Genomic DNA, 12967 nt, shown 5'->3' with positions numbered 1-12967 from the left:
CGAACCACTCTCATTTAGATTTCACTCAATTTCATATGAGGTAATCCACCATGTACGTCTGTTTGTGCCGCGGCATCACAGATACCCAGATCCGCAAGGCGGTGCAGTCAGGTAGCAGCGAGTTCCGCCAGCTCAAGCAGTCGCTCGAGGTGGGCGCCCAGTGCGGCAAGTGCGTGCGCATGACCATGGAGATCATCGCCGCCGAGCTCGACAAGATGGAGCAGGAGCAACCCGTGCTCTACTACGAAGTGGCCTGATCCGGACACCTCTTTTCTGATGCGACCCGCCAACAGGGTCACCCCTTTTCTCAGGCGAGCTGGCTCGCCAGACCTCTTGTTGTCATTTTTCTGGACTAAGCTCTAACGATCGAAGCCTCAGGCACGAACCAAGGAGCACTGTCGATGAAAGGAGATCCCAAGATCATTGCCCACCTCAACAAGGTGCTGGCCAATGAGCTGATTGCCATCAACCAATACTTCCTGCATGCCCGTATCTACGATGACTGGGGCCTCAAGGCGCTCGGGCACAAGGAGTATCACGAGTCTATCGATGAGATGAAACACGCCGACGAGCTGGTCAAGCGCGTGCTGTTTCTCGAAGGGCTGCCCAATTTGCAGGATCTGGGCAAGCTGCGTATCGGTGAAACGGTGGAAGAGATGCTGCGCTGCGACCTGTCGCTGGAGATGGATGCCATCCCCGACCTCAAGGTAGCCATCGCCTATGCCGAGTCGGTGCAGGACTACATCAGCCGCGACCTGTTCCAGGAGATCCTGGAGGATGAGGAGGAGCACGTGGACTGGCTGGAGACCCAGCTAGACCTTATCGATCGCATCGGGCTGGAGAACTACCAGCAGTCGCAACTGCACCACGGCTCCTGAGCCAGCAGGCCAGCAAGCAAAGAGACCCGCCAGCGCGGGTCTCTTCATTTGAGCAGCCATGACCCGAAAACTTTTCGACAGGATCACAGTTAATACGCCCGACACAGCATCTGTCATGGCTTTCGATTAGGATACGACTCTCTTCCAATAACAATGCTACGGACGATTTCCATGGAACAGATTGCACGCGAGATGGCACCCCACAAACGGGTGGCACTGGTGGCTCACGACAACATGAAGCCCCCTCTGCTGAACTGGGTGATGCGCCGCAAGGAGGAGCTCAAGCTCCACCATCTCTATGCGACCGGCACCACCGGCACCATGCTCGGCAAGAAGGCGCAACTGCCCATCACCTGCCTCTTCTCCGGCCCCATGGGGGGCGACCAGCAGCTCGGCGCCCTGATCGCCGAAGGGAAGATCGACGTGCTGATCTTCTTCTGGGATCCCCTCAATGCGGTGCCCCACGACCCGGACGTGAAGGCGCTGCTGCGCCTTGCGGCGGTCTGGAACATCCCGGTCGCCACCAACGAGGCGACCGCCGATTTCATTATGGACAGCCCCCATATGCGGCAAGCGTTCAGCGTACAGATCCCGGATTACGCCGGTTATCTGAAGGCACGCACCGAGTGATCGGCTAACCCGTCATGCAAGAGGGCCGCAACAAGCGGCCCTCTTTAATTGGGAAAATGAATCAGCCAGGGACACACACCGGCGCCGGCTTATAGCGCGCGGGCGAGAATGCGTGCCACCCGATCCGGGTCGATATCCTGCTGCTCACCGAGCGCGGTGCGCCCCACCCGCTTAAGGTTGGAACAGACCGCCGGAATGCAACTTTCGCTGAGGCCATAGTCGGCCAGCCGGGTACCCAATCCCATCTTCTGGAAGAACTGCTCGGTACGGATGATCGCCTCTTCGATGCGCAGGGCCTTGTCCTCGCGGGTCGAATGCCACACCCGCTCGGCAAACTGGGCCAGCTTGTCCTGCTTCTGGCTCGCCCGCTCACGCAGCAGTGAGGGGAGCACCACCGCCAAGCTCTGGCCGTGATCCAGCCCATAGAGCGCCGTCAGCTGATGGCCGATGGCGTGAGAGGCCCAATCCTGCGGCACTCCGCAACCGATAAGGCCGTTGAGCGCCAAACTGGCCGCCCACATCAGATTGGCCCGCACCTGATAGTTGGTCGGCTCCGCCAGCGCCTTGGGGCCGTTCTCCACCAGCACCTGCAGCAAACCTTCCGCCAGCCGATCCTGTACCTCGCCTCCCACCGGAAAGGTGAGGTACTGCTCGGCAATATGGACGAAGGCATCCACCACTCCGTTACCGGTCTGGCGCGGTGGCAGACTGTAGGTGGTCGCCGGATCGAGCACCGCAAATTGCGGCTGCACCAGCGGGCTTCTGAAGGAGATCTTCACATCCCCCCGGCTCACCACCGAGGTGGGATTGCTCTCGGAGCCGGTGGCTGGCAGGGTCAGCACACAGCCCATCGGCAGCGCCTTGTGCACACTCGCCTGTTTACCGCAGATATCCCAGGGATCATCCCCCTCGTAGCAGGCGGCCGCTGCAACAAACTTGGTGCCATCCACTACCGAGCCGCCGCCGACGGCTAGCAAGAAGTCGATGCGCTCGCGTTTCACCTGCGCCACCGCCTCCATCAACAGCTCGAATCTGGGGTTGGCGCCGATGCCGGAAAACTCCTGCCACGTCACCCCCTCCAGCGCCCGGGTCAACTGCTCATAGACGCCGTTTTGCTTGATGCTGCCACCGCCGTAGAGCACCAGCAGCCGGCTGCCGGGCGGGATCAGTTCGGGCAGGCTGGCGATCTGCCCCTCGCCGAAACAGATACGGGTCGGATTGGCATATTGGAAGTTGTACACGGCGGACTCCTCGACTGGCTCAATGCGCGAACATTGTGCGCCTGTGGGGAGGTGAGGTCAAAAGAGGTGGCAGAAGCTTGCCCATCGGCGGTCGACACTGGCCCATCGGTGCCGACCGGGTAGATCTCAGAACAGCGGCAGGATCAGGCAGTTTTGGCCTCATCTTTGGATGAGCTCTTCTTGCCGGTCAGGCGATCCATCGCCTCCTTGAGCATCGCCTCTCGCTGTTCGTTGAGCGGTTTGCTCTGCTCCGCCCGCTCTTCCGGCGTCAGCTTCTTGTTATCGGCGATGGTCTTGAGCTTCTCTTCGATCTCGTTGAACTTCTTGCGATCGAAACCGAGCGCCTTGTCCACCAGCTGCTGCACCACGCCCCCCTTGTCGGAGCTCATATCCAGCGCCGGTGGCAACTTGTTGTTCTTGGCCAGATGTTCGTAGGTCAGCACCTGCTGGGCCTGGCCGGTCATGCGCTGGGTGGAGAGGCTGACCATCTCCTCCCAGCCACCACCCTGACCGCCGCTACTGGCACTGTTGAGGGTAGCGAGGGCGCGGTTGTTGGATGCGCTCTGGGCAAGCTGCTGGCTGTAGGGTTTGATATCCATGGGGGGCTCCAATTCAGTGCGCATCTGCGGCAATGGGCACAGGCTGATCCGATCACATGGGGCGTCAGGCCCCACCATTATCAATTAAACCAGCAAGTTACAGGCCAACTTGTCAGATAGTGCGAGATCCAGAGATATGGCGGATCTCACCACGCATCCCACGCAAGCAGGCGTCAGAATCATGACTCATCTGCTGCCAGCTCACGCTGTTTTGGCACATTTTGCCGTCCACGCACCACGATGCCAGAGAAAAGTCAGGAACAGTCGTTCGATCACAAAATAAACAACCACTCGGGAATACAATTTTGGCGCACATCACAACCAGCCAGCCGTGTCATGGATGATCTGTTCGAAAAACTAATAACAGGCAGACCAATCTGTCGTGCTCACTCCGCTGCCAGTTCGGAGTTGCAGCCTCCACACACCTCATCCCCTCGTCTGGCTCTCACTCACCGCAACCCTTCGGGTACACCTATGAAAAAACACCCCTTGAGTCTTCTCTCCGCCACCCTGCTCACCCTGCTTGGCACCAGTGCCGACGCCTGTACCGGCCTCATCGTCGGCAAGGGAGCCAGCGCCGACGGCAGTGTGATGATCGCCAGAAACGAGGATTTTGGCGTCAACAACTGGAACAAGTACCTCGCCTTCCGGCCCGCGCAGCAGAACGAGGGCAAAGTCTGGAAACTGGGCAACGGGCTGGAAGTGCCGATGCCCAAGGCATTTTTCGCCTACTCCGCCATCCACGACTGGGATGCCACCACCAGCGATCCGGCAGGCAAATATTACGAGGAGCGCGGCATCAACGAGTTCAACGTCGCCATTTCGGCCACCACCAGTGCCGAGGTCAACGACAAGGCCCAGAAAGCCGATCCGCTGATCGAGAAGGGCGTGATTGAAGCCATCATCCCCACCCTGATCCTGCCGCAGGCCAGGACGGCCAAAGAGGGGGTCGAGCTGCTTGGCCGCTATGTGGAGCAATATGGCGCCGGTGAGGGCAACAGCCTCTATCTGGCGGATGTGAACGAGGCCTGGCTGATGGAGATCGGCTCCGGCCACCACTGGATCGCGGTGCGGGTGCCGGACGACAGCTACGCCATGGTGGCCAACGGCCTGCGCATCCACGGCGTCAATCTCGACAGCGCCGATGTGCTGCACTCGCCCAAGCTGCTGGAGTTCGTGCGCGAGCACAAACTGCTGGATAACGCCGATCCGAAAGAGTTCAACTTCGCCAAGGCGTTCGGGGTGATTGCCGACCCCTACAACGTGGATCGGGAGTGGCTTGGCCAGAAAATGCTGACCGCCAGCCACCCGCAGCCGACCCGGCAGGCGCAATATCCGCTCTTTATGAAGCCGGATGCCCCCATCGCCGTGCCGGACGTAGCCAAACTGCTGAGCGCCACCTATGAGGGCACGCCGCTGGCGGGCAAGGCGGAGCGGCCGATCCGCATCGATCGCCAGCTGGAATCTCACGTCATCCAGCTGCGCAAGGAGATGCCCAAAGAGCTGCAGGGATTGATCTGGCAGAGCTACGGCGTGCTGGCCGAATCTGTGATGGTGCCGCTCTACAACACCCTGGAATCCTACCCCCTGCCCTATCGCACCGGCAGCGACAGCTACTCCGATGATTCCGCCTACTGGCAGTTCCGCAGCCTGACCGCGCTGGCCAGCGCCGATCCGGACAAGTACCTGCCGCTGCTGCGCGGCGTCTGGAGCAAGGAGAGCAGCAAGCTTTACAAGGAGGTCGCCGTCCTCGACAAGAGCCTGAAGCAGGCCTATGCCAGCGACAAGGCTACCGCCATCGGGCTGGCCGCCGACTACTCCTATGGCCAGTTGGAGCAGACCTATCAGATGGCCAAAACTCTGCGCTACAAGCTGATGACGGATCTGACCAAGCGCACCGAGAAGAAGTATTCGCCGGAGGAGTTCAAGAAGATCATGAGCTTGTGACCGGCTCGCCAACGCAAAGAGGCTCCCACGGGAGCCTCTTTCGTTTCAGCCAATGCAACGATCAGCGACGGCTGATATTGAGCGGGCCGAAGGTCTGCGCCACCGGCATGATCTCGATGCTGTTGATGTTGACGTGAGCCGGTTGCTGGCTCACCCAGAGCACGGTATTGGCGATATCTTCCGGCTGGATCGCCTCCACCCCCTGATAGACGGAGGCCGCCTTGGCATCGTCACCGTGGAAGCGCACGTTGGAGAACTCGGTGCCGCCGCACAGGCCCGGCTCCACGTTGGTGACGCGGATGGCGGTGCCCGCCAGATCGGCGCGCAGGTTGAGGCTGAACTGCTTCACGAACGCCTTGGTGGCGCCGTAGACGTTGCCGCCCGGATAGGGGTAAGTGCCCGCGATGGAGCCGATGTTGATGACATGGCCGCGATTGCGCGCCACCATGCCCGGCAGCAGCAAGCGGGTGAGCAGGGTCAGGCCGCTGATGTTGGTGGCAATCATCTGCTCCCAATCTTCCAGATCCGCCTTGTGGGCCGGCTCCAGCCCCAGCGCCAGACCGGCATTGTTGACCAGCAGATCCACCTCGCTCCACTCGGCTGGCAGAGCAGCGATGGCGGCGCAGGTAGCCGCCTTGTCCTGCACGTCGAATGCCAGCGGCAGAAACTGCTCGCCCAGCTCGTCAGCCAGCGCAGCGAGCCGCTCTGCACGGCGACCGGTACCGATCACCTTGTAGCCCGCCTGCACCAGCTGACGGCTGATGGACTCACCAAACCCGGACGAGGCGCCCGTTACCATTGCAATCATCTGAACCTCCATTATCTCAACCGATATTGTTATTTATATTGTTGAAACCAATCTGATTTATTCATCGCTCAATTCACGTCCGGTCGCCTTGCGCCAGACAAATACCACCAGATGGAGCAGCAACAGGCTTGAGCCGCCCAGCGCGAACAGCAGGCCGGTGAGGGCGTTGACCGAGGTGTCGGCACCGCACCACCACCAGACCAGCCAGCCAATCAGGCCGATGACGAAGGTCTGGCCAGCGCAGACCGGACAGCGCCCCAGCTTGGCCCTGATGGCGGTGGCAAGACAGTTGTCGCAGCTCATCCTGCTCCTCGATTCTGCTCGTTCAATATGGTCAGTTGGCATGCGCAGAGGGCTTGCGCGCCAGAGTGCGAGCCACTCTGCGCCGCTCACGCTCCTCGTCGCTCACCAGCGGCAGCACCAGCCGGTGGGCGTGCTGGTCGCGGCCATAGTAGTCCGCCAGCCGCTGCTGGGGACGAAATCCCAACCCCTGATAGAGCGCCAACGCTTCTTCGTTGGCGTCCCCCACTTCGAGGCGAATTGCCCCCCATCCCGCGGCCTTGCCCTCGCAGATCACCTGCTCCAGCAGACGGCGGGCCCAGCCCAGACGGCGCACTGTCCAGCGGATGGCCAGCGCCTGAATGACCAGCCGATCCCAGCCTCTGTGCTCCAGCAGGCAGAGATAGCCCATCAGCTGATGTTTCTCATCCAGCAGCAACAGGGTGCGCCCCTTGGCGTGGGCCAGCAGATAGTGCCAGCGGCTGCGGCCAAAGGCGACTTCGGGAGGAAAACAGTAGCGTTCAAGATTAACGATGGCGCCCAGATCATCGGTTCGGGCCGCACGTACGGTCAACACGGGGAGTCCTTGTTCGGTTATTTATCCTCAGCACCAAAAATGCGACTTGTATCACAAGTTACCAAGGCGTCATATTAGGCACTGTAACCTCTTGTTTCCCCTCGCGCCATTGTCGTGCTTGTCGGTGCATCGAAGCCCACTGGGGATCCTGCCTGTTCAGGCAGTCTGATCTGTGGAGCCGAAAATATGAGTACCTATGTCATCGTCGAAGAGCTGGGCGACTGGCCTTGCCATGCCGATTATCTGCTGACCGCCCGCACCTATCTGCAACATGGCGTGCCGACCACCGGCGGCCGACCCCGCATCATCAACCTCTGCCGCAATCTGGAGCACCTGAGCGCAGGCTACTACTGCTCGCTACTGGCCCAGGCCCGCGGCCACCACTGCCTGCCGGGTCTGCAGGCCATCAGCCGACTGCAACCCCAGCAGCCACCGGCCAAGCTGTGGCGCAAGGCGCAAGGGTGGCTGGCCCAGCAGAGCGAGGATCGGATTAGAGTGCGCGCCATCTTCGGCCAGTGTGAACAGAGCGAGCTGGCGGGACTGGCCCGCTACTACTACGGCCTGAGCCAGTTGCCGCTGCAGGAGCTGACCCTCAAGCGCGGCCGCCACGGCTGGTCGGTGCGACAGCAGCAGAGCCTGTCACCGCTGGAGCTGAGCCCAAGCGAGAAAGAGTTGATGCTGCACCACGCCCAGGCGCTGGTGGGCACCGGTGATGAGGAGCAGGCGGCGCCGCTCTACCAGCTCGCCATTCTGGTCGACCCAGATGACGGCCGTGCCAGCAGTGATGGGCTGGCGCTGGAGCGCTTTATCCGGGCTGCTGCCGCCCAAGGCATCCGGGCCGAGATCCTGCCACCGTCGGCCATCGAGCGGCTGCCGGAGTTCGACACCCTCTGGCTGCGTGCCGAAACCGCGGTCGGCCACTACACCTTCGAATTTGCCCATCGCGCCGAACAGCTCAAGATGCCGGTGATCGACAGCTCCCGCGCCATCCTCGCCTGCAGCAACAAACTCTATCTCTACGAGCTGATGGTGCGCAGCGGCGTGCCCATGCCGCCCACCATGGTGGTCACCCGCCGCGGCCGCCACCATGTGGATGAGCTGGTACAGCGGCTCGGCCTGCCATTGATGGTGAAGGTGCCCGACGGGGCGCAAGGGCGCGATCTCGCCATGGCCAGCGACGAGCAACAGCTGGCCCGCCTGCTGGACGAGGGGCTGGGCCGCTCCGCCCTGCTGCTGGTGCAGAGCCGGATCCCCGCCGAGTTCGACTGGCGCATCGGCTTTCTCGACGGCTCGCCGCTGTTCGCCTGCCGCCGCTACCGGCCCGAACCCGGCAACCGCATTCGCCGCCGCAAGCACCCCCTCGACATGAGCCGCATCGAGGCGCTGCCGCTTAACGAAGTGCCGGAGCGGGTGCTGCAGACCGCTCGCCGTGCCGTGCATCAGCTCGGTAATGGCCTCTACGGGCTCGATTTACGCCAGCAGGGGCGTGACTGCGTGCTGCTGGAGATCGTCGACAACCCCTGGATCCGCGGTGATATCGAAGACAAGGAGGCGCAGGATCTCTATGAGCGACTGGCCCGCACCTTCCGCCAGCGGCTGGAAAACCGGGGCCAGACCACCGTATAACCGGTCCTGACCTTGTCGCCCCCAATGACAGAGAGGGCCCCGCGAAGGGGCCCTCTCTCATATCAAAGCGTACTGCGGCTGACTTATTGCAGACGCAGGAAACGCCCGCTCAAGGGCGGTATCTCCACCGTTACGCTGCTGCCGCCGATGGCCAGACTCTCGCCGCTTTGCAGATCCACCAGCGCGCTGCCGCTGCGCAGTTTGCCCGTCGGCAGGTTGTAGCTGAGCGCCGTGGTGGAGAGGTTGAGCAGGTAGACTATCTGCTCTCCCGCCGTCTGCTTGATGTCACCATAGAGGCTGCCATCGGCCACCAGCTTGACTCGCTCTCCCTGATAGAGAGCGGGGTGCGCGGCACGCATCGCCAGCAGCTGGGCGAGCCACTCTTTCAGCTCAGCCTGTTCGCTACCCGGCACAAAACCGGTGACAGCGGGCACCTTGCCATCACTGCGGGCCACATGATCGTCGCACAAGCCCTGCGCTGCGCAGTCACCACCAACCTTGGCGGCAAAGCCCGGCACCTCGTCGCCAAACTCCTCGCCATAGTAGAAGGTGATGGGGCCGGAGCGGGCCGCCATAAAGCTGAAGGCCGCCTTGTGGCGCTGCCAGTACTCGGTCGGCTTGAAGTTGCCACGCTCCAGCAGATCACCAAAACGCACCAGATCATGGTTGCCCAGCATCAGATTCGGCATGGCGTGATTCGGGTAGTTCTCCACCTTGTTCCAGCTGGCATCGAGCACGCTGGCCCCCTGCCCGCCCTTGCCGGACTCCTCCACCGCCAGCGCCTGCACAATGCCGTAGCGCAACGGGAAGTCAAAGGCTGAGGAGAGCGCCGGATTGTCGCTGCTGCCATAAGCCTGGGCGCGAATGTCGTCAGCCCCCTTCCACACCTCGCCCACCATGTAGCCAAGGGTGCCCCACTGCTGACCGGCGGCCTTGCGCGCTGCGCTGGCCTGCTCCACCTCGCTGCGAATGGCGCGCCAATCATCCAGCCCAAGCTGATAGGCTTGATCGAGGCGCCAGCCGTCGATGCCGTACTGCTCGACCCAGTAGCGGGCTACCTCCTTGAAGTAGGCGAGGCTCTCCGGCTTGCTGTAATCCACCAGCTGGCCAGGATAACCCGCACCGCCGCTGGTGAGGGCTGGCTGACGCCCCTCTGGCGAGGGCTTGCTCACCCCCACCTTGTTGACGTGGCCAAACACCCCGTCGAGGAAGACGTAGAGGCCGCGCTGGTGCGCCCCGTCCACCAGCTGTTTGAGCTTGGCATTGCTGCCAAAGTTGGAATCAACGGTAAAAAAGTCGCAGGCGAAGTAGCCGGTGGCATCGAGCTTGTTATCGCCGCCTTGCCCCGCGCAGGAGTCGAACACCGGGGTGAGCCAGATGGCGTTGACGTTGAGACTCTTGATGTGGTCGAGACTGTCGATGATCCCCTGCAGATCGCCGTTGTGCTGGGAGGGGCCATAGCCAACGCCGTAGTTGGCACTACCGTCACCATCGGCAAACGACTCCACCATCACCTGATAGATGCGCAGATTGCAGGCGGGTTGCTCATCGCCATAGCAGGCACGACTGGCCGTGGCGACCGGAGGGTGGGTGACCGGCGGATTGACGACGGGGGGAGCGCCCTCCCCGCCTGAACTACCGCTGCCGCCGCAAGCCACAAGTAACAGGGCGGCCCCGAGCAGGCCGCCATAGCGTAACGTTCCCTGTTTCATTGTTATGTTCCCGCTGTGAGAGCAGGCGTCTGATACGCCTGTTTTTCACCATGATAGCGATGCTCACACAGCGGTGTCTGTGACTGAAAACGTTATCTGACTCAACTGGTTAGAGCACCCCTGCCGAGGCAAAACGGTAGTTGAGCGAGAGCCAGTAGGCACGCCCCGGCTCGGGGATGCGGCCGCTCTGCTCATAGCCCAACCCCGCCTGACTGGCGTGCACCGACTTGGAGAGGTGCTCGTAGTAGAAGGTGTCGAACAGGTTGTCTACCCCAGCTGAGAGTTGCCACCCCTTGGCAAACTGCCAGGCGCCGCTCAGGTTCATGGTGAAGAAGCCTGGGGTCTCCCCCTGATCCTGACCCGCAACGGTACCGGACCAGAGATCTACCCGATCCTGCGCCGCCACCGCGCGCCCCAGCAGGGTGAAGTTCAGCGCCTCATTTGGCTGCCAACCAAGGGCCAGCTTGCCATCGAGCGGTGGCATCTGCGCCAGCGGTTTGTTGTCGCTCTGATTTTCGCCATAGACCACCGCCAGACCACCATCGAGACGCCACTGCTCGGCAAACTGCCAGCGCCCCTCCAACTCGCCACCCCGGGTCTGGGCATCGATATTGCGCACCTTGTTCGACTTGCTGTTGTAGAGCAGGTAGTCCTTGATGTCAGCGCTAAAGAGGGAGAGGGTCAGGTCCAGCTCGCGACTGCGCAAAGCCAGTCCCGCATCCCACTGGCGGCTGCGCTCCGGGTTGAGGGTGAACGGGGTGCTGTCCTTGTTGCGCTCCCAATAGTCCGGCGCCCGCTCTGCCTGTCCCCACGCCAGATAACTGGACCAGCGGGGCGACCACTGGTACTCATAGCGACCAAAACCGCTGTCGAGGTGCTCGGTCTCGCTGTAGAGGGTCTGATCACCCGCACCATAACGGGTTGTCTCGACCCGATCCTGACGATACCCCCCCTTGTAGCTGTGGGCCCCCTGCTGGCGCCCCAGCTCGGCAAAACCGCCCTGCTGCTCGAAACGCAGGGTGCGCTGACGTGGCTTGTCTGCATAATCCAGATCCTTGCGAAATCTGTGTTGATCCCGGTTGCTGTCGAACCCGGCGGTCAGCAACCAGTCGGCAGGAAGGGCGATATCGTTGGCCCAGCGGCCGCCGGTATTGCGGCGATCAGGGTTGCTCAGGGATTTGGGGGTGCTGTTTTGCCGCAGGCTGAAGTTGTCCATGATGTGGTCGATGTAGTTGTCCCACAGGGTCAGCTCGCTGCGCTGCCAGTGAGTGGTGATCTGCTCCTGCTTGAGCTTCAGCCCGAAGGATTCGCGATCAAACATGGGGCCATCCATGGTGCGGTCCGCATAGGCGGCGCGGGCATTGCTCCGCTCGGCGGTGAGTTCCAGCCAGGTGTGCTCCCCCGGCGTCCAGCCCAGCTGGGCGGTGCCGTTCTCACGGCGATAGAAGGATCGCACCTTGTTACCGTGACCATCGCGGTAATCGTCGCTGTCGGAGTGGGTGAACTGACCGCGCAGATAACCATCGGTCGAACCCGCCGTCATATCCACCATCTGGTCATCGCGGCCAAAGCTGCCATAAAGGGCCGAGGCATCGGCCTTGAGGCCCGGTGCGGTGAACTCGGGTCTGTCCCGCTCGAACAGCACGGTTCCCGCCAGGGTGGCTCCCTGCTCGAGGGATTGTGGCCCCTTCAGCACCCGGATCCGGTCAAAGGATTGGGGGAACACATAGGCCGTGGGCGGGTCCATGCGGCCGCCACACCCACCGGCCAGCATGCCGCCATCCATCTGCACGTTGAGGCGGGACATCCCCATTCCCCGTAGCACGGGATCGCCGCCCAGCCCCCCTTTGCGCACCATGTTCATGCCGGTGACATTCTTCAGATAACCGGCGCCGTCGGCAGCAGGCATGGGGGAACCGGGCTTCTTGGGATCCAGTGTCACCTCCAGGGTGCTGGCGGGGCGGGTTGCCACCACCACCATGGGATCCAGCTGTTGAACCGATTCCTGACCGGCAGCGCCGTGACAGGCGAGCCCGCCCACCAGCAGGGCAAGAGGTGTGCGCATATGACAAGCCATACATTTTCCTTATGTATTTGTTTATTTTGTTATTTTCATTCAACCGACCAAACCTTTCAGCAAGGGAAAGGTTTGCCATCAGGCCGCAAAAAAGGCCTGCGGCGCGAAAGCGGCAAGCCTCTGTCAGGTGAAGCGAAGGCAAGTTGGCAAAATGTTGCGCAGGTTTTACCCAAGTTGGCTCAGAAAGGCAAACGGGCAAACATTCCAGTAACAGGAATCTGGCGTTGGCTCACAAAAAATGGGGATTAGCTGAAGGCTTCCCGCTCATCGATGGGAGAGATGAGGTGATAGACCTCATGAGCGGATAGCGTGCAGCCAACAGGCCACTCCAGCTGGTGGTGACGGTTGATGAAGACCCGGGCGCAGTGACGCTCGCTCTCCAGCTTTGCAAACAGCGGCTGGGTTCGCCAGGGGGTCAGATCCAGCACACCCGTGGTGCCATCCGATAACACCAGAAACAGGCGCCATCCCCGAACATACTCGACATCGATAAAGACCGGCATCCCTTCGGCTCCGATTGAGATAATTCGCGGCAATTATAAACACCAGCGCTCCATCCATACACGCTGCGGCTCACATTTTACCCAGCAGAT

At 61.7% G+C, this 12967-nt stretch carries 14 protein-coding genes; 6 read left to right on the top strand and 8 right to left on the bottom strand.

Annotated features, from left to right (window positions below):
• Positions 1-50 precede the first annotated feature (50 nt).
• The 3 genes from I6L34_RS13360 (at position 51) to I6L34_RS13350 (ending at position 1508) form a co-directional block, all read left to right on the top strand.
• Complete coding sequence (locus tag I6L34_RS13360; RefSeq protein ID WP_216954825.1) at positions 51-257, top strand: bacterioferritin-associated ferredoxin; 207 nt, start codon at positions 51-53, stop codon at positions 255-257.
• Between the two features lie 144 nt (positions 258-401).
• Positions 402-878, top strand: a complete 477-nt coding sequence (gene bfr, locus I6L34_RS13355) for a bacterioferritin (RefSeq protein WP_005354959.1) — start codon at positions 402-404, stop codon at positions 876-878.
• Positions 879-1049: 171 nt separating this feature from the next.
• Positions 1050-1508 carry a methylglyoxal synthase gene (locus I6L34_RS13350; protein WP_216954824.1) on the top strand — a complete coding sequence of 153 codons (459 nt, stop codon included), beginning with the start codon at positions 1050-1052 and terminating at the stop codon, positions 1506-1508.
• 89 nt (positions 1509-1597) lie between these two features.
• Here I6L34_RS13350 and I6L34_RS13345 read toward each other — a convergent pair whose 3' ends face one another.
• Positions 1598-2749, bottom strand: a complete 1152-nt coding sequence (locus tag I6L34_RS13345; protein WP_180343345.1) for an iron-containing alcohol dehydrogenase — start codon at positions 2747-2749, stop codon at positions 1598-1600.
• Between the two features lie 143 nt (positions 2750-2892).
• Positions 2893-3348: a hypothetical protein gene (locus tag I6L34_RS13340; protein ID WP_019446593.1), complete on the bottom strand. Its 456-nt coding sequence runs from the start codon at positions 3346-3348 to the stop codon at positions 2893-2895.
• 474 nt (positions 3349-3822) lie between these two features.
• Between I6L34_RS13340 and I6L34_RS13335 the strand changes: the two genes are divergently transcribed.
• Complete coding sequence (locus I6L34_RS13335; RefSeq protein WP_058057915.1) at positions 3823-5295, top strand: C69 family dipeptidase; 1473 nt, start codon at positions 3823-3825, stop codon at positions 5293-5295.
• A gap of 61 nt (positions 5296-5356) precedes the next feature.
• On the opposite strand, the gene I6L34_RS13330 is transcribed toward I6L34_RS13335, so the two are convergent.
• The 3 genes from I6L34_RS13330 to I6L34_RS13320 are packed head-to-tail and all read right to left on the bottom strand — an operon-like array spanning position 5357 to position 6959.
• Complete coding sequence (locus tag I6L34_RS13330) at positions 5357-6103, bottom strand: SDR family oxidoreductase (protein ID WP_058057914.1); 747 nt, start codon at positions 6101-6103, stop codon at positions 5357-5359.
• 57 nt (positions 6104-6160) lie between these two features.
• Positions 6161-6406, bottom strand: coding sequence for a DUF3624 domain-containing protein (locus tag I6L34_RS13325; protein WP_058057913.1), 246 nt, complete (start codon positions 6404-6406; stop codon positions 6161-6163).
• Between the two features lie 31 nt (positions 6407-6437).
• Positions 6438-6959, bottom strand: coding sequence for a GNAT family N-acetyltransferase (locus I6L34_RS13320; RefSeq protein ID WP_058057912.1), 522 nt, complete (start codon positions 6957-6959; stop codon positions 6438-6440).
• A 186-nt stretch (positions 6960-7145) separates the two neighbouring features.
• Here I6L34_RS13320 and I6L34_RS13315 point away from each other — a divergent pair, with 186 nt between their 5' ends.
• Complete coding sequence (locus I6L34_RS13315) at positions 7146-8585, top strand: RimK family protein (RefSeq protein ID WP_058057911.1); 1440 nt, start codon at positions 7146-7148, stop codon at positions 8583-8585.
• Between the two features lie 83 nt (positions 8586-8668).
• Here the strand turns inward: I6L34_RS13315 and I6L34_RS13310 are convergent, their stop codons facing one another.
• Together I6L34_RS13310 and I6L34_RS13305 are read right to left on the bottom strand one after the other, a co-directional pair.
• Positions 8669-10297, bottom strand: a complete 1629-nt coding sequence (locus tag I6L34_RS13310; RefSeq protein ID WP_058057910.1) for an alpha-amylase family protein — start codon at positions 10295-10297, stop codon at positions 8669-8671.
• Between the two features lie 109 nt (positions 10298-10406).
• Complete coding sequence (locus I6L34_RS13305; RefSeq protein ID WP_075116009.1) at positions 10407-12374, bottom strand: TonB-dependent copper receptor; 1968 nt, start codon at positions 12372-12374, stop codon at positions 10407-10409.
• Between I6L34_RS13305 and I6L34_RS13300 the strand changes: the two genes are divergently transcribed.
• A complete protein-coding gene (locus I6L34_RS13300) occupies positions 12363-12623 on the top strand; it encodes a hypothetical protein (protein ID WP_141108901.1) in 261 nt (86 codons plus the stop codon). The genes I6L34_RS13305 and I6L34_RS13300 overlap by 12 nt on opposite strands.
• Here the strand turns inward: I6L34_RS13300 and I6L34_RS13295 are convergent.
• Positions 12620-12877, bottom strand: coding sequence for a DUF2442 domain-containing protein (locus I6L34_RS13295; RefSeq protein ID WP_005335997.1), 258 nt, complete (start codon positions 12875-12877; stop codon positions 12620-12622). The two genes, I6L34_RS13300 and I6L34_RS13295, sit on opposite strands and share 4 nt — an antisense overlap.
• Positions 12878-12967: the final 90 nt, after the last annotated feature.

Source organism: Aeromonas sp. FDAARGOS 1404, assembly GCF_019047085.1.
In the GTDB taxonomy this organism is placed as follows: Bacteria; Pseudomonadota; Gammaproteobacteria; order Enterobacterales; family Aeromonadaceae; genus Aeromonas; species Aeromonas veronii.
The sequence above is the reverse complement of the archived record's forward strand: the minus strand, read 5'-3'. Positions and strand labels throughout refer to the sequence as shown.